The following is a 26,807-nucleotide window of genomic DNA, read 5'->3' on the forward strand; positions in this document are numbered from 1 at the left end:
GGGGAGACCAGGGAGACGTACATGCTCCGCAAGGCGACCAAGGGGACGGGTCCCGCCGCCCTCACCCCCTCGGAACTGGCGGCCCTCGACGCCCACTGGCGGGCGGCCAACTACCTGGCCGTGGGGCAGATCTACCTGATGGGCAACCCGCTGCTCCAGGAGCCGCTCGCGCCGGAGCACATCAAGCCCCGGCTGCTGGGGCACTGGGGTACGTCCCCGGGGCTGAACCTGGTCCACACCCACCTCAACCGGGTGATCAGGGACCGGGACCTGCCGGCGCTGTGCGTGTGGGGACCCGGGCACGGCGGCCCGGCCGTCCTGGCCAACTCCTGGCTGGAGGGCACGTACTCGGAGACGTACCCGGACGTGAGCCGCGACCGGGCGGGCATGGACCGGCTGTTCCGGCAGTTCTCCTTCCCGGGCGGGGTGCCGAGCCATGTGGCCCCGGAGACCCCGGGGTCGATCCACGAGGGCGGCGAGCTGGGCTACTCGCTGGCGCACGCGTACGGAGCGGCCTTCGACAACCCGGAGTTGCTGGTCGCGTGTGTCATCGGGGACGGCGAGGCGGAGACGGGGCCGCTGGCCGGGTCCTGGCACTCCAACAAGTTCCTCGACCCCGTGCACGACGGCGCGGTCCTGCCGATCCTGCACCTCAACGGATACAAGATCGCCAACCCCACCGTGCTCGCCCGCATCCCGGAGGCCGAACTCGACGAGCTGATGCGGGGATACGGCCACGAACCGATCCACGTCACCGGCGACGAGCCCCTCGCCGTCCACCGCGCGATGGCCGCGGCCATGGACCGCGCACTGGACCGCATCGCGGAGATCCAGCGGGACGCGCGCGAGAACGGCACCACCGACCGTCCGCGCTGGCCCATGATCGTGCTCCGCACCCCGAAGGGCTGGACCGGCCCCCGCGAGGTCGACGGGCTGCCGGTGGAAGGCACCTGGCGCGCCCACCAGGTCCCGCTCGGCGGCGTGCGGACCAACCCGGCCCACCTCGCCCAACTGGAGGCGTGGCTGCGCTCGTACCGCCCGGAGGAACTGTTCGACGCGACGGGCGCCCCCCGCCCCGAGGTGCTGGCGTTCGTACCGGAGGGCACCCGGCGGCTCGGCGCCACCCCGCACGCCAACGGCGGCCTGCTGCTGCGAGAGTTGCCGATCCCGGCGCTGGAGGAGCACGCGGTACGGGTCGACAAGCCCGGCACCGTCCTGCACGAACCCACCCGCGTCCTGGGCGGGTTGCTGGAATCCGTCATGAAGGACACCACCGACCGGCGGAACTTCCGGGTCGTCGGACCGGACGAGACCGCCTCCAACCGCCTCGAATCACTGTACGAAGCCACCGGCAAGGCCTGGCAGGCGCAGACACTCGACACCGACGAACATCTCGCGCACGACGGCCGCGTGATGGAGGTGCTCTCCGAGCACCTGTGCCAAGGATGGCTGGAGGGCTACCTCCTGACGGGCCGTCACGGTCTCTTCTCCAGCTACGAGGCGTTCGCGCACATCGTCGACTCGATGGTCAACCAGCACATCAAATGGCTGCGGACCTCGCGCCGGCTGCCCTGGCGCCGTCCCGTCGCGTCCCTCAACTACCTGCTCACGTCGCACGTCTGGCGCCAGGACCACAACGGCTTCTCCCACCAGGACCCCGGCTTCGTCGACCACGTCCTCAGCAAGAGCCCCGAGGTGGTACGGGTCTACCTGCCGCCGGACGCCAACACCCTGCTCTCCGTGGCCGATCACGCGCTGCGCAGCCGCGACTACGTCAACGTGATCGTGGCCGGCAAGCAGCCCAGCTTCGACTGGCTCACCCTCGAAGAGGCCAAGGCCCACTGCGCGCGCGGCGCCGGGGTCTGGCCGTGGGCCGGTACGGAGGACGGGACCCGGGAGCCGGACGTCGTGCTCGCCTGCGCCGGAGACGTACCGACGCAGGAGACACTGGCCGCCGCCGACCTGCTGCGGCAGCACCTGCCGGAGCTGACCGTGCGGGTCGTCAACGTGGTCGACATGGCCCGGCTGCTGCCCAACTCGGAGCACCCGCACGGGATGACGGACTCCGAGTACGACGCGGTGTTCACCACCGACCGCCCGGTGATCTTCGCGTACCACGGCTACCCCTGGCTGATCCACCGCCTCGCCTACCGCCGTACCGGCCACGCCAACCTCCATGTGCGCGGCTACAAGGAGGAGGGCACCACCACCACGCCCTTCGACATGGTGGTACGCAACGACCTCGACCGGTACCGGCTGGTCATGGACGTGATCGACCGGGTCCCGGGACTGGGGGTGCGGGCCGCCGCCGTACGCCAGGCCATGGCGGACGTACGGACCAGGCACCACGCGTGGATCCGCGAGCACGGCACGGACCTGCCGGAGGTGGAGGAGTGGACGTGGTCGGGGTGACGCGCGCGGCGGAGACGGATTCCGTCCGGGCGGGGAACAGGACCGTACCGATCCACCGCCCGGCGAAGGTGCTGTTCCCCGCCACCGGCCACGGCGCCGGCCTGACGAAGGCGGACCTGGTGGAGTACTACAGGTCCGTCGCGCCGTACATGCTGCCGGAGTTGAAGGGCAGGCCGCTCATGCTGGAGCGGCACCCGGACGGACTCGACGGACCCCGCTTCATGCAGAAGAACACCCCGGACGGCTATCCGGAGTGGGTGCGCAGGACCGAGCTGGCGAAGAAGGGCGGGACGGTCACCCACACCGTGTGCGACAACACCGCCACGCTGGTGTTCCTCGCCGACCAGGCGTGTCTGTCCTTCCACCGCTGGCCGTCCCGCGCGGACCGTCCCGACACCCCCGACCGGCTGGTCTTCGACCTGGACCCGGCGGAGGACGACTTCGAGCCGGTACGGCGCGCGGCCACCCAGCTCGGCGAACTCCTCGCCGAACTGCGGCTGCCCAGCGTCCTGTTGACGACCGGCTCCCGGGGGCTGCACGTGATCGTCCCGCTGGACGGGCGCAGCGGCTTCGACGAGGTGCGCGCGTTCGCCGGCGAGGTCGCGGAGACGCTGGCGGCCCGCGACCCGGACCGGCTGACGACGGAGGTACGGACGGGGGCGCGCGGCGGCCGCCTGTACCTGGACATCCAGCGCAACGGCTACGCGCAGACGGCCGTGGCGCCGTTCTCCGTACGGGCGAGGGAAGGCGCCCCGGTCGCGACCCCGATCAGCTGGGACCAGCTGGCGGACCCGGAGGTGACGGCGAGGCGCTGGACCGTACGGGACGTGCTGGACCAGGCGAGGACGCGCCCCTGGTCGGAGGTCCCGGCCAGGGGCAGGTCACTGACGGCGGCGAGCGGACGCCTGAGGTCGCTGACGGCGTAGGGCCCCCGTTACCCCCGGGCCCCCTGCGGGAAGTCCCCGGCCAGGGCGGCGGCGAGGCGCAGGTGAGGGGCGGCCTCGGCGGCGCGGCCCTGGCGCTCCAGGGTGCGGCCGAGCATCAGCCGGGCGTAGTGCTCCACCGGATCGCGGTCGAGGACGGCGAGCAGCTCGGTCTCGGCCTTGGCGAGGCGCGCGGAGTGGTAGTAGGCGCGGGCGAGCAGCAGCCGCGGGGCCACCTGCTCCGGGACCTCCTCGACGAGCGCGCCGAGGATGCGCGCGGCGGTGCCGTACTCCTTGGCGTCGAAGAACAGCTGGGCGCGGTCCCAGCGCTCGGCGGCCGTTCCGTACTCGTAGTAGCCGGTCTCGTTCATGCCCCCTGCAACAGCAAAACATGGTTGAACATTCCACCATTACTTTCACCGGGGCGGGCGTGTCGGCCGGCGCGCGGGCTTAGGTTGTGTGCCATGAGCAATCTTGATCGTCAGGCCGCCGTCACCGTGTGCGGCGGTCGCGGATTTGTCGTGGCCGAGCCGGTACGTGAGCTGCTGAGCCCGCGCCGGGTCCAGCTGGGGGAGTCCACGGAGGTCCGCAGACTGCTGCCCAACCTGGGCCGCCGCATGGTCGGCGCGTGGGCGTTCGTCGACCACTACGGCCCCGACGACATCGCCGACGAGTCCGGGATGCAGGTGCCGCCCCACCCGCACATGGGACTCCAGACGGTCAGCTGGCTCCACGAGGGCGAGGTGCTGCACCGCGACAGCCTCGGCAGCCTCCAGACCGTCCGCCCGCGCGAGCTGGGCCTGATGACCTCGGGCCGGGCGATCTCCCACTCGGAGGAGAGCCCCCGCCCCCACGCCCGCTTCCTGCACGGCGCCCAGCTCTGGGTGGCCCTCCCCGACGCACACCGGAACGTGGAGCCGCACTTCCAGCACCACGCGAACCTCCCGACGGTCACGGCCCCCGGCCTGACGGCCACGGTCATCCTCGGCACGCTGGACGGCACGACCTCCCCGGGCACGACGTACACCCCCCTGGTCGGCGCCGACCTGGCGCTCACGGCGGGCGCGGAAACCCACCTCCCCCTGGACCCGGACTTCGAGTACGCGATCCTGTCGATGTCCGGCGAGGCCGAGGTGGACGGCGTACCGGTACTGCCCGGCTCGATGCTCTACCTGGGCAGCGGCCGCACCCACCTCCCCCTCCGCGCGGACTCCGAGGCGGGCCTGATGCTCCTGGGCGGAGAGCCGTTCGAGGAAGAGCTGGTCATGTGGTGGAACTTCATCGGGCGGTCCAACGAGGATATCAAACAGGCCCGTTTGGAGTGGGAGTCAGGCACCCGCTTCGGCACGGTACACGGCTACGACGGCCCCCCGCTCCCCGCTCCAGAACTGCCCCCGGTCCCGCTGAAATCGCGCGGACGAGTGCGCTGACCTGGTGTTCCGCGTCGCGGACGGGATGCCTCAACGATCTCTCCACGCGCCCAGTCGGCCAGCCGGAGCGATCGGTGAGGCGTCGGCCGAAAGCGGCTCACCGGGTCGTGCCGGGAGTCGCAGGTTTCGCCGCGTGTAGGCACGTCTAGTCAGACCAATGCTGACTCAATGCTGACTTTTCTGACCGGCCGTCAGCTGGAGAAGAGCCTCGTAGGAGCGGCGTGGAGAGCCTGCGGGGTTTCGGGTGGTCATGATCGGTGCTGACGGCCGCTGGCGGCAGCAGGCACTGCACGCGGCGCGGCGACGGCGGCATCGAGGTACGAGCGGTCACTCGCTGTCGGGTCCACCCCCTTTGTCGAGTTCCAACAAGGAGGGCGACGGATCGTGGTGTGACGGGACGCGGGTGAGTGGACGGCCAACGGTTGTACGCACGAGGTCGATGCAGCCTTGTGCCTTGGTCGCATGGGGCCGTTTGCTTCGTTGGTGACCTCCCTACGTGGCTACTCGGGTGGCTGACGTGCGCGCGAGTGAACCTCTAGCGAAACTTCAACGAGCTTGCGGTTCCGCCTACTGAAGATCGCATATGGGCGCACATGCGGACCCAGATATGCCCGCGTCAGCTCCGACCGACTCACCTCGGCCCGGCTCCGCCGGAGGTTTCCTGAATACCTCGGTCGCCGCGACTGCCGCTCCTGTGCTTCAAAACCTGGGGCTCGCACTGCCACCTCGGCCAAGAACAGATATGGGGCACCCGCTGCGACATCGGCGAAACCGTCAAATGCCCCGAACGCGGGTGATCGGCGCCCTGCTGAACATCCTCGCCGCCTACACCGACGGCCACAACGTCCGCCCCGTGTTCGCCGACGCGGTGACGGCCCTCTTCATCACGCACCGGCTTGCCAACGCCCGTGTCGCCGACCGCGTTATCGTCATGCGCGAGGGCCGTATCGCGGAGTCCGGTACTTACCGTGACCTCCCCGAACGCCCTGACTCCCTCTTCGGCGAACTCCCCCGTCTTCAAGAGGGCCGGGACGACGCCTGAACTCCAGCCGCGTCGAACGCGGGGCGGCCATGATGAAGGACCGCCGTCGTCTCGTCCCGCCACGCCGCCCACAGGGCCTCGAATACGTGGAGGCGCGCCGGAGACATCTCCCGGCGCGCCTCGCCCAACGTGAGCCACCGAAACGCCGGCGGATGGGACCGCCGCCGATTCTTCGTGTACGAGCTGCGCCCTCGTCAAGAGGCTCTGCGCCACCGATCGGCCTAACGCGCTGGCGCGTGTCGCGCTTTGTTCTCGACGTGTTCCCGGGCGGACGGCAATGGGGCGCCACCTGCGGTTTCGCGCTGTCCGTCTGCGTCCCTGGACAACAAGGGCGGGCGAAATATGCAATAACTTGCCATTCCTCATGATTATCTGCCTTCTGTGCGCCGGGCTACCGGTGCGTGATGCTCCCCGTCCGTCAAAGCCCCCTGACCCCGTTGCTTCGTGGAGGCCGTCCCGACGCGTAGCGGCGTCCTGCCAGCAGGGTTGGGCGACTACACCAGACAGCTGAATTCCGTTTCCTGTGGTCGGCCCCGCCCCATGCCGGGAGGCGGGTTCACGGACGAGAGGAACATCGTTGAAGACCACCTCCGCACGCCCGTGTTCACGGCGCACGCTCGAACAGTCCCTGGTCGTGCTGGGCACCGGCGCGCTCGCCGCCGGGCCGGCCGTGCTCAGCCTCGCACCCGGCGTCAGCGCCGCGTCCGGTCACCGCGAGGCGCCGATGACCTCAGGGGACCCGTGGGCCGACAAGACGAGCCTGTACGCGTTCACGAGCCCGGCCCGTTCCGACACCGTGACGCTGGTCGCGAACTTCACCGATCTGCGGGTCTTCGACCTGCTGTACGGCGGTGAACGCAGCGAGCGCGGTCAGGACACGCTCGCCGGCTACAAGGACGCCGACCCGGGCCAGATCTTCCCGGCCGAGGAACCGCGGCTGGGCATGATAGTGGCGCCCGCCAAGAAGCCGCAGCGGCTCGGTGTGCTCGCCGGTGACCTGGCCGGCTTCCCCAACGGACGCCGGCCGGCGGACGACGCGATCGACATCTCTCTTCAGGCCGTCGAGGGCGCCGCGCAGACCGGCAAGCTCGTTCCCGCGCCGGCTGCGGGCGACAAGGCCAACACCAACGACGTCGGCTTGGGCGAGACCTTGCCGTACTTGGCGCTCCCGAGCACCACGAAGTCGGGCGGGCAGAACCGGGCGGCCGACGCCGACCAGGCGCCCACCGTACTGGACCTCGTCGACGCCGTGGCCATCGGCGGCGTGGGCGCACTTCTGTTTGGCACCGGCGGTTTCCGTCTGTGGCGCCGCAGGAACACCAGCGCCGGCTGGACGAGTGGTCGGATGAGCGACTGAACAGCCTGCCCAGCGACATCGTGCCCGTACGCCGGACGCCGCGGTGATGCCGCAACGCACCAGCCGATGGATGACGGCCGACCACCGGTCCGCGTCCACCCGGCCGGAGATCCGGCTCCCCGGCTGCCATACGCAACACCGCGTGCCGAGAGCGCGGTGCCACATCCCTACCTGTACGCGCTCCGCGAGGAGGACCGTGCCCCAGCAGACCGGCCCCGTCGACCCGGCCACCCACCCGGCCGCCGACCCCGCCGCCGACCCGAACGGCCGTCCCCGAGGGCGCGGAATGCTGCGCGCCGCCGGGGTCACTGTGGCCCTGGGCGCGGCGCTGTTCCTCGCGGGAACCATCGGACTCTCGCCTCTGAACCAGGACCCCGGCACCGCAAAGGACGAGCGGCCGGGAGCGAGCTCACCGCACGGTTCGATCGACGCGCTCCGCGCGGACCTGCGCCGACTGCCGGAGAACCCCGTCGGCTGGGCACAGTTGGGCATGGCGTACGTTCAGCAGGGCCGTACCAGCGCCGATCCCGCGCTCTACGCCAAGGCCGAGTCCGCGCTCCGCAGGTCGCTGAAGGTCCAGCCGCGTGACAACTACCAGGCCGAGACCGGCATGGGCGCGCTCGCCGCCGCACGGCACGACTTCGCCAGCGCCCTGACCTGGGCCCGCAAGGCCACCGCCGCCAACCCGTCGAACGCCGCCGCCCAGGGTGTACTCGCCGACGCGTACACCCAGCTCGGGCGGTACGAGGAGTCGTACCGCGCCGTACAACGGATGACCGACCTGCGCCCCGACACCTCCTCACTCGCCCGCGCCTCCTACACCTGGGAGTTGCGCGGCGACCTCCCGAGGGCTCGGGCGCTCATGAAGCGCGCTCTGGACGACGCGGCCTCGCCGCCCGACCAGGCGTTCGCGCGGCTCCATCTCGCCACGCTCGCCCAGGAGACCGGCGATGCGAGGACTGCCCTGCGGGAGGCGTCCGCCGGTCTTCGCGGCGCGAAGAACGACGCCCAGCTGCTGGAGGCACGTGCCCGCGCGCACGCCGCACTGGGCCACGACCGGCAGGCCGTCGCGGACTACACGGCGGCCGTCGCGATCGTCCCGCTGCCGCAGTACGTGCTCGGCCTCGGCGAACTCCAGCAGTCCCTCGGACGTAACGCGCAGGCCCGTACGCAGTACGCCGTCCTGCGTGCGCAGGAGCAGGTCCGCCGGGCCACAGGCGCCCCGGCGGACACGGACGCGATCCTCTTCGAGGCCGATCACGGCGACGCCGCACGAGCCGTCACGATGGGGCGCGACGCCATCAAGGCGCGGCCGTTCATCGCCGTGCAGGACGCCTACGCCTGGGCGTTGCACCGCGCCGGACGGGACGCGGAAGCCCTGCCGTACGCGGACAGGGCCCTGTCCCTCGGGACGCGCAGCGCGCTCTACCACTACCACCGGGCGATGATCCATGACGAACTCGGGGACACGTCGGCGGCACGCGAGGATCTCAAGCAGGCCGTCGCGGTCGACCCGCACTTCCATCCGCTGCACGCCCCGCGTGCCCGCACCACCCTCGACCGAATCCTTGGCCGAAGCGAGGGCGCCTCATGAACCTCACCGCGAGCCGCACCCTCGCGGCCGGGCTTCTGCTGAGCGCCGCGGCCGTCGCCGGGGGTGCGACCGCACCCGCCGCCTCCGCGCACCCGCTCGGCAACTTCACGGTCAATCACCACACCGGCCTCACGCTGTACACCGACCGCGTCGAGGCCCTTCTCGTGGTCGACCGCGCCGAGATCGCCGCGGCGCAGGAGCTGCCGGGCGTCGACCGGAACGGCAACGGCGCCGTGAACGCCGCCGAGGCGCGGGGATACGCGCGTACGGCCTGCGCAACCGCCGCCGGCGGACTGCGCGTGAAGAACGCCGGGACGGCAATCGACTTCACCGTCCGGGACAGCGGCTTCACTTACCGCCCCGGCGAGGCCGGGCTCCGCACGAGCCGGCTCCGCTGCGCGCTCACCGCGCCCACGGATCTGCGGCGCCCGGCGGACGTGACCGTACGCACCGGCTACGACAGCCGGCGGATCGGCTGGCAGGAGATCACCGCTCGGGGCAGCGGCGTCACACTGAAGAACAGCGACGTGCCCGCCGTCTCGGCGACCGACGAACTGCTCCGGTATCCGACCGACCCCCTTGCATCGCCCCTCGACCAGCGGTCCGCCCACCTCCGCACGGAACCGGGCGGGTCAGGCGACGCGGCGGGCGGGGCCGCCGCGCTGCCCGGCGCACGAGTAGTCCCCGGCCCCGTCACCGCCGCGCTGGACAAGGTGTCCGGCGTCTTCGACTCACTCGTCGGTACGCGTGAACTCACCGTCCCGGTAGGGCTGTTGGCTCTTCTGCTCGCCGTGGTGCTCGGCGCCTCGCACGCCGTCATGCCAGGCCACGGCAAAACGATCATGGCGGCTTACCTGGCGGGGCGGCGAGGCACTCCTCGCGACGCGGTGACGGTCGGCGCGACCGTCACCCTCACCCACACCGCCGGGGTGCTCCTGCTCGGCCTGCTGCTGCCGGTGGCCACGACGCTCGCCGGGGAGACGGTGCTGACGTGGCTCGGGCTGGCCAGCGGGCTGCTGGTGACGGGGATCGGGCTGTGGCTGCTGCGCTCCGCCGTACGGGGCAGGCCCACGCACGGCCACCACCACCATCACCATCACGGGCACAGAGACGGGCACAGCCAGACGCACGGACCGCACGGTCATGACTACGATCACCCGCATCCGGAGCCTCAATCCGGTGAGCGGTCGTCATCCGTCGCCGTGCTGACCCCCCTCCAGGCCGAGCCGCACACCCACACTCACCCCCCTCACGACGTCCACGGGCACGGCCACTCCCATCCCGCTGCCGCGACCCGTGGCGGGCTCATCGGCATGGGTGTCGCGGGCGGTCTCGTCCCCAGCCCTTCGGCGCTCGTCGTCCTGCTCGGCGCCGTCGCCCTGGGCCGTACGGCCTTCGGGGTCATGCTCGTCCTCTGCTACGGGCTCGGCATGGCCGGAACGCTCACCCTTGCCGGACTCCTCCTGGTCCGCCTGCGCGAGCGTGTCGAGCGGAGCACGCGTGCTGCCGCGGCCACCCGGTGGAAGGGGCTCCGGAAACTGGCCCGCTGGGGCCCGGTGGCGACCTCCGCCCTCGTCCTGGTGGTCGGTGTCGGGCTCACCGTGCGGGCCGCGAGCGGCCCCTGGTGACAGCAGCCACCTCAGCCCGCCGGCCTGTAGCGGTATGGGCCGGATGTCCCACGGGTACGGATACGGGTCCCGCGGGCGGTCCGGCGCGCGGGACCTGACGGGTGGGGTGGGGTCGGCATGGACGCCGCACGGGGAATTCTGGCACTGATGGGGTCCGGCGAGACGAGCCCCACCATGGTGACGCTGCACCGGGAACTGGCCGCCCATCTGGGCCGCGATCCGGACGCGGTGATCCTGGAGACGCCGTACGGCTTCCAGGTCAACCGGGACGACATCTCCTCCCGGGCACGCGAGTACTTCCGCCGCAGTGTCGGGCTGACGACGGTGGTCGCCCCCGACACGAAAACGGACGTGGACGGTGTACGCGATCAACTGCGCCGCGCCGACTGGGTGTTCTCCGGCCCCGGCAGCCCGTCGTACGCCCTGGGCCGCTGGCACACCCAGCGCGTCGGGGAGATCCTGCACGAGCGGGTGCGCCGGGGCCACGGAGTGACAGTCATGGCCTCCGCCGCAGCGTGCACGGTCGGGTTCGCCGCGCTGCCGGTGTACGAGGTGTACAAGGCCGGCCACCCGCCGGTGTGGCTGGACGGGCTCGACCTGACGGGGGCGCTCGGTCTGCGGGTCGCCGTGATCCCGCACTACGACAACACCGAGGGCGGCACACACGACACCCGCTTCTGCTACCTCGGCGAACCCAGGCTGGCCGCCCTCGAACGTGAACTGCCCGACGACAGCGCCGTCCTGGGCATCGACGAGCACACCGCGGTCCTCGTCGACCTCGACACGTCGCTTGCACGGGTGTGGGGGCGGGGCCTGCTGACCGTACGCAGACGCGGCGTCAGCATCCCGTTCCAGGCGGGCACCGTCCTGTCCCTGGAGCAACTGCGTGACCTGGTGAGCGGCAAGACCCGGGCGCCGACGGCGATCCCGGCGCCGCGCGGCGCCGCCGCCGACGAACCTGGTCCTTCCCCCACAAGCGACAGTCCGGCCACACTCCAGGAGGCCGTCTCCGCCTCGGAGGCACGCTTCGACAGCGCCCTCGCCGCACGCGACGCCGAGGCTATGGTGGCGGCCATCCTCGACCTGGAGGCGGTGATCGCGGCCTGGGGCGCGGACACGGAAGAGGACCAGGGCGGTGAATGGGCCCGTACCGTACTGCGCGGCATGATCCGCCAGTGCGCACGGCCCTCCCAACGCGGCATGGACGAACCGCTAGCCACTCTCGAGCGCATCGTGGGTCCTCTGCTCGATCTGCGCGGGCACCTGCGCTCGCGAGGCGCGTACGAAGTGGCCGACCGGTTACGCGACGCCCTCGCCGCCGGCGGGGTGCACGTCCACGACGCACCGGGCGACAGCGCATGGCGGCTCGCGCCCACCGGGGAGGAAGCGCCCGCACCGTCCCCCGAGTGAGGCGGCCGGGCCGCCTCCGCTCAGCGCGCACCTGCACATGATGTGCAATAAGGTCGGGGCAGGGAGCCGGGCCGCAGCCGGGCCCGCCCGACGATCCAGGAGCCGTCACACCATGACGACCACCCCCTCGCCCGCCGCCCCGACCTCGTACGGCGACGCACCGCCGACCGTCCTCGTCGAGGCCCTGCTCCTGCGGCACGACCCGACCGAGGGCTTCGCCTATCGCCGGCTGATCACGGCGCTGGGCGGCGGGGCCCGTCCCGACGACACCGCGCGGTGCCTCGCGCTCCTGGCAGGACACGACGAGGGGCACCTCGTGCACTCCACCAGTTGGCGCGCCACCGACGACGGCCGGATCGTCCTGACCTACCTCATCCACCCGGACCCCGCACCGGACCTGCCCGGCATCTCCCTGCCCGACCCGGGCACCATCGCCCGCTCCCCGAAACCGGGCCACCCCGCCCCGCCGGATCTGAGGCCGCACCACGTCGCCGCGCACGCCGTCCGGCATCTGGCCTTCCTGGCACGAACCGATCCCGCGGTCGCCGCACATCTGGCTTCCCGCAGCGGCACGCGCGACGCCCTCGACAGCCTCCCGGGTGTGCCGGCCGGACAACTCCGCCAGGTACCAAGCTTCTAAAGGCGGTTCCAGGAGGCGCGCCCCATTCGGCCGAGGACTCGTTGCGGGCGCCCCTCACGCATGGTGGTCTGTGAGTAGCTCGACGTCACAAATGGGATTTTCATCGCGTAGCCATCGTCGATCAGGGCGCCTCCGCGGGCCCGCGTGACGTTCGGAGCCTCCGCAGCTCTCAGCCGCCCCGCCCTCGGACCCCGGAGGGACGCGGCTCTCACCGGATCGGATGGCCCATGCAGCTCTCCCGCCTGCCCAGACGGAAGCCCGCGCCCGGACGGAAACCCGCGCCCCGCAAGGCCGAGCGCACGCTCGCCACGGTCGGCACGCTCTCGCTCGTGGCCTCGGCGGCCGTCACCGGCCTCGCCCCCGCCACCAGCTCCGCCTCCAGCCACCGCGAAGCACCGATGACCGCGGGCGACCCGAAGGCCGACAACACCGACGTCTACGCCTTCACCAGCCCGGACAAGCCCGACACCGTCACCCTGGTGGCGAACTGGATCCCGTTCCAGGAGCCCAACGGCGGCCCGAACTTCTACCCGTTCGCCAACGACGCCCGCTACAACATCAAGATCGACGCGGACGGCAACGGCAAACCCGACACGACCTACACGTGGGAGTTCACGGACCACATTCGCGATTCGGCGGACCAGTTCCTCTACAACACCGGCGTCGTCAAGAACCTGGACGACCCGACGCTGAACTTCCGCCAGACGTACGACCTGACGGTCACCGACAGCACCGGCAACCGCAAGACGCTCCTCCACAACGCCCCCGCCGCCCCCTCGAACGTGGGCAAGGCGTCGATGCCCGACTACGCGTCACTGCGCAAGCAGGCCGTGAAGCAGCTGCCGGACGGCGGCCAGACGATGGCGGGCCAGGCATCCGACCCGTTCTTCCTGGATCTGCGGATCTTCGACCTCCTGTACGGGGGCAACCTCAAGGAGAGGGGCCACAACACGCTCGCCGGGTACAACGTGAACACGATCGCCATCCAGGTGCCGAAGAAGTCCGTGGCCCTGAAAGGCGACGCCACACGTAACCCCGTGATCGGCGTGTGGTCCACGACCGACCGCAAGGGCGTCGACGTCACCGGCAGCAAGGGCGGCGAGAACGCCGCCACCGAGGACGGCAAGGCAACGGACGGGCAGGCAGGCGCCACCCCCGACAAGGGCGGCGAGGCCGGCTGGCGCCAGGTCTCACGCCTGGGCAACCCCCTGGTCAACGAAGTCGTTGTACCGCTCAAGTACAAGGACGCCTTCAACGCGCTCAGCCCGGACAAGGACGCCTCCGTCACCCCGGTCGTGAACGCGGTGAAGGACCCGATCGTGCCCAAGCTCATCCAGAACATCTACGGGGTCCCCGCACCCGCCACCCCGCGCAACGACCTGGTCGAGATCTTCCTCACCGGCATCTGCAAGGCGTGCGGCCCCATCAAGGCCGACCTCAACGCGCAGCAGCTCAACAAGGACGCGGTCAAGGCGGCGATCGTGCCCGCCGAGGAACTGCGGCTCAACATGTCCGTACCGCCCGCCGCCAAGCCCAACCGGCTCGGCGTCCTCGGCCAGGACCTGGCCGGCTTCCCCAACGGGCGCCGGCTCAACGACGACGTCGTCGACATCGAACTCCAGGCCCTCGAAGGCGCCGCCCAGACCGGCAAGATCGTGCCCGCGCTGGCCGCCGGCGACGCCGTCGACACCCCCTACCGCGAGCCGGGCGACTCCTTCCCGTACGTGGCGCTGCCCAACACCGCGGCCGTGAACCAGGCCGATGCCCTGCACCCCGACGGCGGCGTCGGCGCGGGCCTCGGCGGCAACGCGTTCGGCAGCGGCTTCCCTACCGGCCCCGTCGCGGCCGTGGGCGGCGGCGCCCTGCTGGCCTGCGCCGGAGTCCTGGCCCTGCGCCGGCGGCGCGCCGAGCGGGCATGACAGGCCCGCTCCTCTCCGGTCGCCCGCCCCGCTCCTGGCGGGGCGGGCGACCGCGCCACGGCCGAGCATTCCGACCGCCCACGCGCCGAACCGCCGCCGCCGGAACGGTCGTTGCCGGTATAGCCCTCGCCTGCGTCGGCGTATCCGCGCTGATGTCGGCCCCCGAGCCGGCACCGGAACGGACGGACATCGGCACCGTGCCCGTCCACCCGGGCCCGGACGAGGCGGTCGCCCCCTCCGCGAGCCGTACACCCCACGCAGCCCCGACCCGGATACGGATACCCGCCCTCGGACTCGACCAGGGACTCGTCGGCCTGCGGGTGCAGCAGGACGGCCGGCTCGGCGTACCGAAGGACCCCGCCCGGGTCGGCTGGTGGAGCGACGGGCCCCGGCCGGGCGATCCCGGCGCGGTAGTCCTCGTCGGCCACGTCGACTCCGCAACCGGCCCCGGCGCCTTCCACGGACTTTCCTCACTACGCCCCGGCGACAAGATCACCCTGCGTCGCGAGGACGGTGGCAACGCGACGTTCACCGTCCGCGCTCTGCGGCAGTACGAGAAGGACGCGCTCCCCGACAGCCAGGTCTACGCGACCACCGGCCCCCCGGCCCTGCGACTGATCACCTGCGGCGGAACCTACGACCGCGGCCGGGGCGAGTACCGCGACAACCTGGTCGTTTACGCGACACCGAGCCAGCCACGAACCAGCGGAAGCCCCAAGAAGCAGTGAACAACGTCAGCCGCATTGACGTCGTGATGACGCGATACGGGTAAGGGAAACGGCGGCGGCCGAACACGCTGCCGACCACGTGGCCCGCCACCGCTCGTGTGATCACCTCCCGCCGGACCCAGGGCAAGGCACTCACCGGCAGGGGTGCAGCTCTGCCTCGAGTTGCGCCCCGACCGCCCCGACCGCCCCGATCAGCGCCGGTGAGCATCAACGTGGCACGTCACAGGGCGCCTAGTACTGGAATTGTGGGACGCGACTGTCGGGGTGGCGCCCTCGGCCGGCACGACGAAGGCGATCACCCGCTGCCCGGTACGGCCCCGCTCGCCCGTGACCACGGCCGCCCCGACCTCCGGGTGACCTGCGAGCGCTGCCTCGACCCGGTAGGTGTCGACCGTCCGCCCCGCGATGGTGACGCGCTGATCGAGCCGCCCCCGGAACTCCAACGGCCCGCCTGCATCCTGCCGTCCCCCGTCCCTCGTCGGGACGGCGTCCGCGCCTCCGGGCGCCGTCAGCCAGATCTCGCCCTCGCGCACCTCCGCCGCGCAGCCGGGGAACGGCACTCCGCGATACGCGGCCCGCTCCGGACGCGTCACCGGGCCCGGCGGCTGCTCGGGCTCGAACCACGTGCCACAGCCGGCCACCTCGGCGGTCCCGTACACCGAGAGCACCCGGGCACCCGGTGCCGGAAGGAGCCCTTGGAGCCGGAGCTGCTCGCCGAGCGACAGCGGTTCGCCACCGACAAGCAGCAGCCGCAGCTCGGGCAACTCCGCCTCCAGCAGGCGGTGGCGACCGACCTGGTGGCGGTCCGTCCGGGAGCGTCCGGTCCGGCGGTGGCCGGCCCGGTGCCGACCTGCCCGGGGACGACTGGTCCGGCGGCGGCTTGCCCGGGGACGACCTGCTCGGTGCCGACCGGCCTGGCACCGACCGGCTCGGCACCGAAGAAGCCTCTCAGGAGCCTTTGGCGTACGTACGAAACCGTCGTCGGCACGGGTCTTACGTATCAGCTGACCGCAGGTATCGAGGGCCATCTCGATCCCGCTGATGATCCGGTCGTGGCCCTGTCGAAGGGCCTGGGAGGAGACAACGACGCGTGCCGGAAACGGGTCGCGGCGCACCTGAAAGTCACAGAGGACGCGCTCACCGACTTTCTTCCTCTGGTGCGTGTAAGGCCTCTGCCACGGCGCGGGGACATCGAGCTGCGTAACACCCGGGTCCTGGCCGATCTCGGCCAAGGGCTCACTATGGCGATGATCGACGCTCTCTACGCAGAGTTGCTCCGGCGTACTCGCGACGCCACTCAAGGGCTTCCCATCGCCCGATGGACGGAGCTTCTGGTCCTCGACAGTCCGCCCCCGGCAGTGCTGAGCAAACGCATCACCGCGGCGGCGATGGACGAGGTACGGCGGCGCCTGACCCGTCCCGATCACGTTTTGCTGGAAGATCTCTCCCAGCAGCCAACCGGTCCCGAAACCGCCCTCGTTCGCAAGCTCCGTCAGGGCGCAGCCTCCACGCAGGACATCGAAGAGGCACAGATGCTACGCGCTCACGCTGAGCGCCATCGGAGCCCCGAAGCTCGACATCGCGGCCGTTGGCGTCCTGCCGAAACAGCATGAGGTCAGCCACCAGTATCCCCCTCTCACGACCAGTACAAGGTAAGCAATCGAAAGGGGCACGGAGTTATTCCAGCGGAGGAGGAGCCGTCTGCCTTGGAATGGTCCACCGCACTGGCTCGGCATCAGGTACGGTGGCGGACTGCTTGCAAGATTTGACTTTTGTACGGCCCATTTCAGCTCTGTCTTTCTCACCGGCTCGAAGGTGGCGTGACCGAATTGGTGGCGTTGAGTTCTGGGGGTCGCGGAGAGAGGTGAGTATGTCTTGGAGGAGAGGCGTCCGTCGTAACGATGCCCAGTTCCACTCCGCAAGTCCTTGAGAGCAACGCCGCATCCGAGTCGGCGGTCTTCGCAAGCCGCTTCTGGTTCGGGTCGGCGAAGCCGTCCGCCGAGTTCATCACCTGGGAACTCAAGGGCGGCCTCGCACAGCGGAACCTTCCCTTGCCCGGCCAAGCTCGGCCGGCACTTCACTCCCTGGTCCCTGCGCAAGCTGGTCGCCCGCCTGCGCAAGGTCCAGACCTCCGCATCAGCCGCAGGTGTGTACTGCCCGGTTCTCCGCCACGGCATCACCTTCCAGCGCACCAGGTCGTGGAGGGACTGTCCGGACTCTGAGCATGACGGCGAACTGCTGCCGAAGCGTGGCGAGGCAAGGGTGCTCTCCGCCTGACAACATAGCGATGTGTGCCCGGGGTGTCGCGGGTGCGGGTGTACGTTTCCCGTCGGAGTGGCGGAAGACTGGACGCTAATTGCTCAGTGCTGCTTCTAGTCAGGACGTCCCCCGTGACGCACCATGCTTCCGCCGCAACCTCGTCGCCGCGGCTCGGGCCGCGGAGGTCCGTGCTGTTCTTCGCGTTCGCTTTCGCCGTGATCGCCGACCCGGTCTCCTCCGTCGCTTACGCCATCCAGGCCGCCCTGCACGCTCTGGACGGTGATCTGTCCCGGTTGCTGCCGACCATGGCCCTGGTGGTGGGCCTGGTCGCGCTGGTGACCGCCAACTACTGGCAGCTGGTGGCGCGTTTTCCCAAAGGGGGTGGCGCCGCCGCTGCCGCCGGGCGGGCGTTCGGTCCGCGGTGGACGTTCCTGCCGATCGGGGCGCTGGTCGTCGATTTTGTCCTGACCATCGGCGTCTCCATCTCCGCGGCCGCCAGCGCGGTCATCGCCCTTGCTCCCCAACTGGCGCCATGGCGCGTCGCCTTCGCGCTGGTTCTGCTGTTCGCCGTGGCGGGGCTGACGTGGTTCGGCCATCGGGGGCGGTTGTTGTTCGCGGTGATGACCGCGCTGTTCGTCGCCGTCGCTGTGGCCGTTCTCATCCTCGGGTTCACCTCCCCGCACACCACGGGCACCGCGCCGTCCACGCCCCACTCCGGCTCCCACGCGGCCGTGCTGGCCGTTGTGCTGGCGTTTCCCGTGGCGATGGCCCTGGCCACCGGTGTGGAGGCGCCATCGACGGCGATCGCCCAGCTCGGCCAGCTCGACGACACCGCACGCCGCCGCTTCGGCCGCGGCACCCTGGCCCTGCTGGTCGTCATCGTCGGCGGACTGACCCTCGCCCTGACCGCCCTGGCAACCCGGCTGCACATCGGCCTGCCCGCGCACGACTCCACTCAGATCGCCGACATCGCCCACGCCGCCGCCGGGCCGGGCTGGCTCTACACGATCTTCCAGCTGACCAGCGCTCTGCTCCTGCTGGCCGCCGCCAGCTCCTCGTTCCAGGCCGGCCCCGGACTCCTCAAAGCCCTCGCCGGAAGCCCGCAACGGCCAGCGGTACTGCCCGCCTGGCTGGGACACACCAACCGCCAGTACACGCCTTATTGGTCGGTGGTCGTGTATCTCGCGGCTGCCGCTCTGGTCATCCTGGCGGCAGCGGGAAAGGAGCAGAGGCTCGTTCTCTTCTACGCTGTCGCGGTATTCGTCAGCTTCCTCGTGGGCCTGCTCGCCATGACCCACTTCGCCCGCACGGAACACAAACCCGCGCTGGCCACGCTCAACGCGGTCGCCGCTCTCGCGGTCGCCTTCACTCTGGTCGTCAACCTCACCCGCGGCTGGCCGCTCCTGTCCCTCCTGGCCACGGTCGTCATCGCCGCGATCCTCTACCTGCGCTGGACCCGCGCCGGACGACCCAGCGGCCTCGACGACATCGAAGCACGTACGGAACACGACTAGGCCGTGTTTTAGGGTCGGGTCCCGGCGTTGTCGCGGAATCGTGATGATCGCGGTGTGGGGCGTGGGGATCTTTCGGACGAGCAGTGGGCGGTGTTGGAGTCGGTGTTGCCTGCGGAGGGTGTGCGTCGCAGGTCGGGGAACCGGCGGCGGTTGGTTGATGGGGTTGGCGGGTGCGGACGGGCGCTCCGTGGCGTGACCTCCCGCCCGGGTAGGGGCCTTGGCAGACCGTGTACGGGTGTTCCGGCGCTGGCAGCGCGAAGGTGTGTGGGCGCGGATGCTGACGTTGTTGCAGGCGCGGGCGGATACGGCGGGGCTGATCGTGTGGGAGGTGAGTGTCGACTCCACGGTCTGCCGGGCTCACCAGCACGCGGCCGGTGCACGCCGGGACGGGGCCGGGCAGAAGGGCCGCCCGGCGGAATGGTGCGCGAGCCGGACGACCATGGGCTGGGCCGGTCGCGGGGCGGATTCGGCACGAAGATTCATCTGGCGTGCGAGCAGGGCCAGAAGCCGCTGTCGTTGCTGGTGACAGCGGGACAGCGCGGCGACAGTCCGCAGTTCGTGCCGGCCCTGGAGGCGATCCGGGTGCCGCGGCTGGGCCCGGGTCGGCCAAGGCGGACTCCGGTGCGGGTGCGGGCCGACAAGGCGTACTCGTCGGCCGCCAACCGCGCCTACTTGCGCAGGCGGGGTATCCTGCACGATCGCGGAGCCAGCCAACCAGGTCCGCAATCGCGTGCGGCGGGGCCGCTCGGGCGGGCGCCCGCCTGCGTTCGACGGTGAGGACTACAAGGCACGCCACGCGGTGGAGTGCGCGATCGGCCGGCTCAAGCGCAACAGGGCCGTGGCGATGCGGTTCGAGAAGCTCGCCGTGCGGTTCGAGGCCGTCGTCGTGGTGGCCGCGATCAACGAATGGCTCTGAGCACGCTCGGAAATCGCGATGACCGGCTGGCGCGTCTACCACTCGGCGAGCCAGGCACTGAGCGGTCGGAGGGGCTGGCGGCCGGGGTCCGGCAGCGATCGGCGCCGCTGCCGGACCGCCTCGTCCGGAAGGACGTCGAAATGCCAGCCGCGCACCTCGTGCCCGTCCTCCCGTTCGCCGCCGGTGCGGTCCTGCGGTTGGCAGGGAGAGGACCCCTGCGAACCGAATGCCGCACGGGTAGGCGAAGGTCCTTCAGGGCCCCGTCACGCGGTCGCGCCCTACGCGGGAACGGCAGCGAGGAGCCAGAACGCCGGGGCCCCGTCCGGGGCGGTGAAGAAGGCGTGAGCCGCCACCTGGATGTCGTCGCGAGTGAGGAATCCGTCGTGGTCGCGGTCGAGCATCTCGAACTCGCGGCCGGCGACGTCGACGCTGGTCCCCTGGGCCTTCAGGTACGCCTCGAAGCCGGCCTTGTCGACCTTGCCGGACTTGTCGGTGTCCATGACGACGAACAGCGTGGAGGCGAAATCGCGGACGTACGTGGGAAGGGTCTCGGGAGTCGTCCCGGCCATCGACTTGTCCACGCAGGCGGCCAGTTCATCCAGGCTCGCCCTGCTGTCCTTGTTCCGGTCGGCGTCCTGGATGAAGCCCTGGACCAACTGCCCGGTGCTCCGGGCCAGGTCCGACCGCTGGTCACCCGTGCCCCTTGCGAGGATTCCCAGGTCGGCCGGATCGATGTTGCCGTCGTGGTTCTTGTCGAGCCGCATGAACAGGCTCATGGCCCTCTCCTTGTACGCGCCCATGGTCGTGCTCCTTGAGTGTGAAGGGTGCTGCTGCCGGTCTTCCTGACGAACGTAGCCCGGCGGGCATTGGCGCCTCGGGAGCACTCAACCGTATTCCCCCGATAGGGTGGACGGGTGACGCTCCTGCGGGGCCGGGTCCGGAGAGGGATGGATCCTGCCTGGCCTTCAGGGTCAACGAGGATGACCTCTTGTGCCTGACCATGGCCATCGATTGATCGTTCTCATTGCCAATCGCTGTACCAGTCCCAAGGCTGTACTCGCAGGGCGTGGTCAGCGGACCGGCAGAGCCTGGCGTGCCGTAGGCATCTCGGCTGCCATGGACCCGTGCAGAGGCCCGAACCTAAAACAGACCTAGACGAACCGGTTGTCCGCCCGCCCGGCGGCGACCCTCCGTGGAGGGCCGCGCGTCAGCCGGTCCCGCGCGCCCTCGCGGCACGCCCCGACGACCACCGTCGCCTCAGCCGGTCGCCGACCTCACCGATGGCGATCACGAGCGCGGCGGTCGCGGCGCACCCCGCGAGCCGCACCGGCTGATCGAAAACTATCCCAAGAACCCAAAGAACGACGGTGACAACGACCCACCACGCGATCAACGACCTGATCTCGGACCACCTGCGCGGCTTCTTCACGGGCACACCGTATCCCTTGCCCCGATCTGACTCCACATCACCAACCCTGATACCCGGCCCGTACCGGGATAGGGTGGCCTCGGTATGCCGGGAAGTCTGGTCGGCGAGTCTTCGTCCTGCCCTCTTCTCCTCAGGAGCCGCTTCGTGGCCATCACACCGCCTCCCGTGTCTCCCGAGCGTCTTTTCACACGCCCCAGCTGGCGGCGCGCCCAGGCCGTGGCCTCGGCCCTGCGCAGTGAGACGCTCGGCGGCATATTCCTGCTCGCAGGAGCGGCGATCGCACTGATCTGGGCGAACTCCCCTTGGAAGGCCGGATACTCCACGTTCACCGGCGCCACGTTCGGGCCCGCTGCACTGCATCTGCACCTGAGTGTGGGGCAATGGGCCGCGGACGGACTGCTTGCCATGTTCTTCTTCGTCGTGGGGCTCGAACTCAAAAGGGAGTTCGCCGACGGTGATCTGCGCTCCCCCACCCGGGCCGCGCTGCCGATCATCGCCGCGGTCGGCGGCATGGCGGGGCCCGTCCTGGTCTACCTCGCGGTCAACGCGGTGATGAGCGGCGGAACCACCGATGGCTGGGCTGTGCCGATGGCCACGGACATCGCGTTCGCCGTCGCGGTGCTCGCCATCATCAGCACCCACCTTCCGGCAGGCCTGCGCTCTTTCCTCCTGACCCTGGCCGTCGTGGACGACCTGCTGTCCGTATTGGTGATCGCCGTTTTCTTCACCGATCACATCAGCCTTCTCCCGCTGGTCGGGTCCCTCGCCGCCATCGCCCTGTTCGGCCTACTGGCCCGTCACCGCATCATCCACTGGTGGCTGCTGGTCCCCGTCGGGGTGGTGGCGTGGGCCCTGATGCACGCCTCCGGCATTCACGCCACGATCGCGGGCGTTCTCCTCGGCTTCGCGGTACCCGCCCTCGCCCACGGCGGTGAACAGGCCAGCCTCTCCGAACGCTTCGAACACCGCTGGCGCCCCCTGTCCGCCGGCGTCGCCGTCCCGCTGTTCGCACTCGTCTCCGCCGGTGTCTCCCTCTCGGGGGGCCTCGGCCCCACCCTGAGCGACCCCGCCGGCCTCGGCGTCGGCCTCGGCCTCGTACTCGGCAAACTCCTCGGCGTGTTCGGTGCCACCTACCTCCTTGCCCGCTTCACCCGCGCCACCTTGGACGAGGAACTCTCCTGGTTCGACATTCTGGGCATCGCCCTGCTCGCCGGCGTCGGCTTCACCGTCTCCCTGCTCATCGGTGAGCTGGCCTTCACCCCCGGCACCGCCCGCGAAGACCACATCAAGACCGCGATCCTCCTCGGATCCGTGGTCTCCGCGCTCCTCGCCACTCTGGTGCTGCGCTGGCGCAACCGCGTCTACAAGCGCCTGTGCGCCCTGGAATCCGTCGACAACGACCACGATGGCATCCCGGACATCTACCAAGGCGCCACCCGGTCCTGACCTCGGTCCTCGGCACCGAACGACCGTGACCGCCACGGGCACCTCACCTCAAGTCGGCGCCGATCCGAACGAGTAGGGCTCAACCGCCTCATCAATCGATCCATCCGTGAGCACCTGCCAGAAAGCAGTCAACAGACGTGAATTACGTGATGCTCCAGGGCGTTCTCATCCTCTGGTTCGTGGTCGTGATCCCCTGGGCCGTCGCTGTCGCCGCCGGATGGAAGCCACCCTGGCTCCGGCGCAGACCCGGGTCGCTGCGACTGGTCGGCGCCGCCTGCCTATGTCTGCATCTGGCGGCGGTGGCCAATCTGCTCCCGCGGCTCGCCCATCTTTCGCAGGACATGATCGCCTACTGCTCCTACCTCGGAACCGCCCTGGCAGTCAGCGCCGTTGTCCTCTTCATCTCTTACCTCGTCCAGCACTCTCGCGCGGCAAGAACCACTTCATGACCCGTCTACCGAGGCCCGTGCATCGCGTCAACGGGGAGCGAACCGACATGCGACGCGGCGAGGACGCGATCCTGGCCGACGAACTGGCCGCACTGGCCGCCACTACCGGTGCGAGCCGCCGAATAGCCCGGCTTACGGCCAAGGCGAGGGGAAAACGCGTCTACGTCACCCTCCTCACCGTTCCGCTTCCAGCCGCTGAGGCGTTCAGCCGCGTGACCGAAGTCCTGGAAGAAGCAGGCCACATCGTGGATTTCACCGGTGCCGGAATCCAGAACCGCCGTCCCGTCGTCCGTGCTGTGACCGGAGGTGGATTCGGACGGCTGAACCCCGTCGTGGTCACCATCACGATGACACGCAGTACCGGGGCGGCCACCTACATTCGGCTGCGTGCCACCTCACTGGAAGGACTGCTGCGACAGCACGCGAGCGAGCGGACCGCCGCCCGGATCGCAGCCGCACTCTCACATGGCGCCACGGAGCCTGAGGGGCCCGCACGCCCATGCATGGGGTGAGCGCCGCCTGCCGCGGCGCTCACCTGCGCGGCTGTCGCGATGAAGAACCGTCGCGTGGGTGGTGTCGGTCTCCCGGTCCTGGTGAGGTGGTCAGCTGTTGAGGTCCCGGCGGTTGAAGCGGAGGGTGCCCGCGAGGATGAGTACGGCGGTGGCTCCTACGAGGACGGTCGCGTCGGCCCACTGGAAGCCGTTCTTGAGGGGTTCTCCGCCGATGTAGTAGTGGAACGGCGAGAGATAGGCGATCCAGTCGGCGCCGAGCTGGCCGGCGAAGGTGCTCGCGGAGTACGCCAGGACGCCGATGACCGCAGTGGAGGCGAGGACGACCGCCCTGCGGCCGACCGCGGCTCCGACCCCGAGCGCGAGTGCTCCGAACGTGATGGCGAGCAGTGCGAGGTTGAGGCACTGGGCGAGGAACTCGACGGGGGTGACGCTGGTGAGTTGGGCGCTGTTGCGGATGGCCAGCAGGGCGATCCAGACGAGGGCGGCGATGGCCAGAGCGCCGGTGACGGGTGCGGCGAAGCGCTGGAGAACCAGCTTGGTACGGGTGACGGGGTGCGCCAGGAACAGGTCGAGCTGCCCGGATTCCTCGTCGCCGGCGACGGCCCGGGAGCCGGTGGTCACTCCGTAGATCATGGCCAGCAAGGGGAGAATGACGCCGAAGACACTGGCGTGCAGATAGCCGGCGGCTGACGCGTCGATGTGGAGGGATTCGCGCAGAGCCTCGGGCAGGCTGGCGGTGTTCTCCTTCTGCGAGGGATAGGTGCTCGCGTACGCCATGCCCACCACGGCGGTGCCCAGGGCCCAGCCGAGCAGGCCGCGGCGGTTGTCGGTGAGCGATTTGGTGAAGACGGCGGTGTTCATGCGGGGGTCCTTCGGTTCTGTGGCGGCCGGGGTCCTGACGGGGGTGGGGGAGGGGGAGCTCAGACCGCTTGGGCCGGCACGGTGCGCGGGGCGTCCTCGGCGGTCTCGTAGTAAGACTGGAAGAGTTCCTCCAGAGCGGGTTCGGTCGCGCGCAGCCCGGTGACCGTGTGCAGGGCGAGGGCCTTGATCAGCGCGTCCGGGCTGCCCGCGACCTGGCCGGTCAGTGTGGTGCCGGCCTCGTCGAGGCTCAGCCGATCGGCGCCGGGCAGGGAGGAGAAGGCGCCGGCGGGGACGGGGGACTCGAAGGTGACTTCGATGTCCCGTACGGTTCCCGCGCGCAGGTTGTCGACGGTGTCCAGCGCGACGAGGAGGCCGTCGCGGATGATGCCCACGCGGTCGGCGACCGCCTCGACCTCGCTCATGATGTGGCTGGACATGAAGACGGTCTGGCCGTTGCCCGCCGCTTCGGCGACGAGGTCGAGGAACGTCTGCTGGACCAGCGGATCGAGGCCGGAGCTGGGTTCGTCCAGGATGAGCAGTTCAGGGGTGTGCATGAACGCCTGCACCAGTCCGAACTTCTGTCGGTTGCCCTTCGACAGCTTCTTGACCTTCGTGGTCTGGTCCAGACCCAGACGATCGGCCAGGTCGTCGATCCGCTCCTGTGGGACGCCGCCGCGCAGCGCGGCCAGGAAACGCAGGTAGCCGCGTACGTTCTGGCGGCCGTCGCAGACGAAGTCGCCGGCCAGGTAGCCGACACGGCGTCGCAGGGCGACCCCGTCGGCGCGCGGGTCGAGGCCGAGGACGGTGACGGTGCCGCCGGTCGGCCGGATGAGGTCGAGCAGCAGCCGGATGGTGGTGGACTTGCCCGCGCCGTTGGGCCCGAGGTAGCCGAACACCTCGCCCGCGCGCACCTCCAGGTTCAGACCGCTCAGGCCCCGCCGTGCGCCGTAGGTCTTGGTGAGCTCACGTAGCTCGATCACATTCTCCATGCTCGGAACATATCGAACGTTCAGAGATCTGTAAACGATTGGAGTTCTGGCAGTTCTGGCTATGATGGGGCATTGCTACCCAGGAGGAGTCATGGACGACAAGATCGAACAGCTGCGCGAAGCTGCCGAGAGACTGGCGCTCACTCTCTCCGAGAGCGGCATGCAGAGGACCACCGCACGAGTGATGACCGCCCTGCTCTTCAGCCGGCAGACGAACATGACCGCGGGGGGTCTCTGTGAGGAACTCAAGATCAGTTCGGGCGCGGTCTCCAACGCGGTCAAGCAGCTGATTCCCACCGGGATCATCGAGCGGGTCCCCGCCCCGGGCAGCCGCCGTGACCACTACCGGTTCCGTGAGCACGCGTGGGCGACCTTGATGGGCAATCAGAACGCGCTCCTTGCGTCGATGGGGGATGCGGCGGCCGAGGGCATCAAGGTCGCGGGCGAGGACAGCGTCGCCGGACGCCGGCTGGCGGAGATGCAGGACTTCTACGCCTTCATGGGGCGGGAGATGGCCGCACTCATCGACAAGTGGCGTGAGCAGTACGACGCGAACCTGGAGTGACGGCCCGCCGGGCGTGCGGCGCGCATCCTGGGGTCGAGGCTGGGGGACACCCGGGTGCCCGATCGGGGTGCGGCCCGCCACGCTGCGGTGGCCGACCTGTCGATTCAGGTGAGAAAGGTGATGGGATGTCCGCCCTCGACCATGAGATTCCACCGCAGCCGAACGTCAATGACCCCGCCATTTACGAGTGGTATCGCAGAATGCGGGACGAGCATCGGGTACACCGGGACCCGACGACCGGCTGGTGGGTGGTCGCGGCCCGCTCGCGCAGGTCGACCTTGACCCCTGTGGTGCATCCCGGAGGAAAGAGAGGTTCGCCCCCGCGGTTCAGCTCCTCCAGTTCCGGCAGAGAAGTGGCGCGTACGTTGACCGGGCGGGCGAAGCCTCCGCGCCGCGACAGCACCAGCGAGGTCGCCGCGTCGCCGAACAGCCCACCGGGCGTCGCGCGCCAGCGGTCGACGAGCGGGTCCCCCCAGTTGTCGGCCGAGGTGATCAGGGCGGCCACGCGGTCCGCGGGAGCGGCTAGAGAGCAGTCCGCCAGTTCCATGGCGGCGAGAAATCCGTTGCAGCGCTGTCGGATCTCCAGCGCGGGGTCGTGCCTCCGAGGGTGTGGCGCAGGATGTAGTGCTGGGGGACCACATGTCCGGGCCTTGGTGGTTGCAGCTGACGTGCATCAGAACCGCGATGTCCTCCGCGGAGAGCCCTGACATGGCCAGCGCGTCGCGCGCGGCACGCACCGCCATGTCCGGCGCCGGGGTCTCACCCGCCACAGCCACGGACAGCC

The 26,807-nt window shown here is 70.2% G+C and carries 24 protein-coding genes and 1 pseudogene; 18 read left to right on the top strand and 7 right to left on the bottom strand.

The features are described from left to right. Nucleotides 1-21 precede the first annotated feature (21 nt). Both ACIODU_RS06025 and ligD read left to right on the top strand, forming a co-directional pair. Complete coding sequence (locus tag ACIODU_RS06025) at nt 22-2,412, top strand: phosphoketolase (RefSeq protein WP_401764386.1); 2,391 nt, start codon at nt 22-24, stop codon at nt 2,410-2,412. Beyond that, a complete protein-coding gene (gene ligD, locus ACIODU_RS06030) occupies nt 2,400-3,338 on the top strand; it encodes a non-homologous end-joining DNA ligase (protein WP_401764389.1) in 939 nt (312 codons plus the stop codon). Before ACIODU_RS06025 ends, ligD begins: the two co-directional genes overlap by 13 nt. An 8-nt stretch (nt 3,339-3,346) precedes the next feature. Here the strand turns inward: ligD and ACIODU_RS06035 are convergent, their stop codons facing one another. Continuing rightward, nucleotides 3,347-3,706: a tetratricopeptide repeat protein gene (locus tag ACIODU_RS06035; RefSeq protein ID WP_356420229.1), complete on the bottom strand. Its 360-nt coding sequence runs from the start codon at nt 3,704-3,706 to the stop codon at nt 3,347-3,349. 93 nt (nt 3,707-3,799) lie between these two features. On the opposite strand from ACIODU_RS06035, the gene ACIODU_RS06040 reads away from it, so the two are divergent. The 9 genes from ACIODU_RS06040 to ACIODU_RS06080 all read left to right on the top strand — a co-directional run bounded on the left by ACIODU_RS06040 (nt 3,800) and on the right by ACIODU_RS06080 (nt 15,083). Then, nucleotides 3,800-4,765: a pirin family protein gene (locus ACIODU_RS06040; protein ID WP_401764392.1), complete on the top strand. Its 966-nt coding sequence runs from the start codon at nt 3,800-3,802 to the stop codon at nt 4,763-4,765. A 778-nt stretch (nt 4,766-5,543) separates the two neighbouring features. Then, nucleotides 5,544-5,807, top strand: a complete 264-nt coding sequence (locus ACIODU_RS06045) for a hypothetical protein (RefSeq protein ID WP_401764395.1) — start codon at nt 5,544-5,546, stop codon at nt 5,805-5,807. 577 nt (nt 5,808-6,384) lie between these two features. Then, entirely contained in the window at nt 6,385-7,164 is a 780-nt protein-coding gene (locus tag ACIODU_RS06050) for a DUF4331 family protein (RefSeq protein ID WP_401764398.1), read from the top strand. Nucleotides 7,165-7,360: 196 nt separating this feature from the next. Then, entirely contained in the window at nt 7,361-8,758 is a 1,398-nt protein-coding gene (locus ACIODU_RS06055; protein WP_401764400.1) for a tetratricopeptide repeat protein, read from the top strand. Then, entirely contained in the window at nt 8,755-10,386 is a 1,632-nt protein-coding gene (locus ACIODU_RS06060) for a nickel/cobalt transporter (RefSeq protein WP_401764403.1), read from the top strand. Before ACIODU_RS06055 ends, ACIODU_RS06060 begins: the two co-directional genes overlap by 4 nt. 117 nt (nt 10,387-10,503) lie before the next feature. Then, on the top strand, nt 10,504-11,796 hold the full coding sequence (locus ACIODU_RS06065; protein ID WP_401764406.1) for a hypothetical protein: 1,293 nt from the start codon (nt 10,504-10,506) through the stop codon (nt 11,794-11,796). Nucleotides 11,797-11,908: 112 nt separating this feature from the next. Then, nucleotides 11,909-12,436: a hypothetical protein gene (locus ACIODU_RS06070; protein ID WP_401764409.1), complete on the top strand. Its 528-nt coding sequence runs from the start codon at nt 11,909-11,911 to the stop codon at nt 12,434-12,436. A gap of 227 nt (nt 12,437-12,663) precedes the next feature. Further along, nucleotides 12,664-14,355, top strand: coding sequence for a DUF4331 domain-containing protein (locus ACIODU_RS06075; RefSeq protein WP_401764411.1), 1,692 nt, complete (start codon nt 12,664-12,666; stop codon nt 14,353-14,355). A 152-nt stretch (nt 14,356-14,507) separates the two neighbouring features. Further along, on the top strand, nt 14,508-15,083 hold the full coding sequence (locus ACIODU_RS06080; protein ID WP_401764414.1) for a class F sortase: 576 nt from the start codon (nt 14,508-14,510) through the stop codon (nt 15,081-15,083). A gap of 191 nt (nt 15,084-15,274) precedes the next feature. Here ACIODU_RS06080 and ACIODU_RS06085 read toward each other — a convergent pair whose 3' ends face one another. Beyond that, nucleotides 15,275-15,751: a hypothetical protein gene (locus ACIODU_RS06085; RefSeq protein WP_401764417.1), complete on the bottom strand. Its 477-nt coding sequence runs from the start codon at nt 15,749-15,751 to the stop codon at nt 15,275-15,277. A 27-nt stretch (nt 15,752-15,778) separates the two neighbouring features. Here ACIODU_RS06085 and ACIODU_RS06090 point away from each other — a divergent pair, with 27 nt between their 5' ends. The 3 genes and pseudogenes from ACIODU_RS06090 to ACIODU_RS06100 all read left to right on the top strand — a co-directional run bounded on the left by ACIODU_RS06090 (nt 15,779) and on the right by ACIODU_RS06100 (nt 19,772). Further along, a complete protein-coding gene (locus tag ACIODU_RS06090) occupies nt 15,779-16,696 on the top strand; it encodes a hypothetical protein (protein WP_401764420.1) in 918 nt (305 codons plus the stop codon). 834 nt (nt 16,697-17,530) lie between these two features. Next, entirely contained in the window at nt 17,531-18,856 is a 1,326-nt protein-coding gene (locus ACIODU_RS06095; RefSeq protein WP_327233030.1) for an amino acid permease, read from the top strand. A 54-nt stretch (nt 18,857-18,910) separates the two neighbouring features. Then, nucleotides 18,911-19,772: pseudogene (locus ACIODU_RS06100) on the top strand (IS5 family transposase). 278 nt (nt 19,773-20,050) lie between these two features. On the opposite strand, the gene ACIODU_RS06105 reads toward ACIODU_RS06100, so the two are convergent. Both ACIODU_RS06105 and ACIODU_RS06110 read right to left on the bottom strand, forming a co-directional pair. Next, nucleotides 20,051-20,572 (bottom strand): EF-hand domain-containing protein, encoded by a 522-nt coding sequence (locus ACIODU_RS06105; protein ID WP_401764424.1) that lies wholly within the window; start codon nt 20,570-20,572, stop codon nt 20,051-20,053. 407 nt (nt 20,573-20,979) lie between these two features. Continuing rightward, entirely contained in the window at nt 20,980-21,201 is a 222-nt protein-coding gene (locus ACIODU_RS06110) for a hypothetical protein (protein ID WP_401764427.1), read from the bottom strand. A 144-nt stretch (nt 21,202-21,345) separates the two neighbouring features. Here ACIODU_RS06110 and nhaA point away from each other — a divergent pair, with 144 nt between their 5' ends. The 3 genes from nhaA (at nt 21,346) to ACIODU_RS06125 (ending at nt 23,608) form a co-directional block, all read left to right on the top strand. Next, entirely contained in the window at nt 21,346-22,647 is a 1,302-nt protein-coding gene (gene nhaA / locus ACIODU_RS06115; protein ID WP_327233027.1) for a Na+/H+ antiporter NhaA, read from the top strand. A gap of 137 nt (nt 22,648-22,784) precedes the next feature. Then, nucleotides 22,785-23,096, top strand: a complete 312-nt coding sequence (locus tag ACIODU_RS06120) for a hypothetical protein (protein WP_401764429.1) — start codon at nt 22,785-22,787, stop codon at nt 23,094-23,096. Nucleotides 23,097-23,143: 47 nt separating this feature from the next. Continuing rightward, nucleotides 23,144-23,608, top strand: coding sequence for a hypothetical protein (locus ACIODU_RS06125; RefSeq protein WP_327233025.1), 465 nt, complete (start codon nt 23,144-23,146; stop codon nt 23,606-23,608). A gap of 90 nt (nt 23,609-23,698) precedes the next feature. Here the strand turns inward: ACIODU_RS06125 and ACIODU_RS06130 are convergent, their stop codons facing one another. Both ACIODU_RS06130 and ACIODU_RS06135 read right to left on the bottom strand, forming a co-directional pair. Continuing rightward, on the bottom strand, nt 23,699-24,469 hold the full coding sequence (locus tag ACIODU_RS06130; protein ID WP_401764431.1) for an ABC transporter permease subunit: 771 nt from the start codon (nt 24,467-24,469) through the stop codon (nt 23,699-23,701). Between the two features lie 59 nt (nt 24,470-24,528). Further along, nucleotides 24,529-25,458 carry an ABC transporter ATP-binding protein gene (locus ACIODU_RS06135; protein ID WP_401764434.1) on the bottom strand — a complete coding sequence of 310 codons (930 nt, stop codon included), beginning with the start codon at nt 25,456-25,458 and terminating at the stop codon, nt 24,529-24,531. A 91-nt stretch (nt 25,459-25,549) separates the two neighbouring features. On the opposite strand from ACIODU_RS06135, the gene ACIODU_RS06140 reads away from it, so the two are divergent. Further along, nucleotides 25,550-26,023, top strand: a complete 474-nt coding sequence (locus ACIODU_RS06140) for a GbsR/MarR family transcriptional regulator (RefSeq protein WP_401764436.1) — start codon at nt 25,550-25,552, stop codon at nt 26,021-26,023. Nucleotides 26,024-26,204: 181 nt separating this feature from the next. Here the strand turns inward: ACIODU_RS06140 and ACIODU_RS06145 are convergent, their stop codons facing one another. Further along, entirely contained in the window at nt 26,205-26,609 is a 405-nt protein-coding gene (locus ACIODU_RS06145; RefSeq protein ID WP_401764943.1) for a hypothetical protein, read from the bottom strand. Between the last annotated feature and the right edge of the window lie 198 nt (nt 26,610-26,807).

Origin of the sequence: Streptomyces sp. NPDC088261, from assembly GCF_044740805.1 — a bacterium.
Lineage (GTDB): Bacteria > Actinomycetota > Actinomycetes > Streptomycetales > Streptomycetaceae > Streptomyces.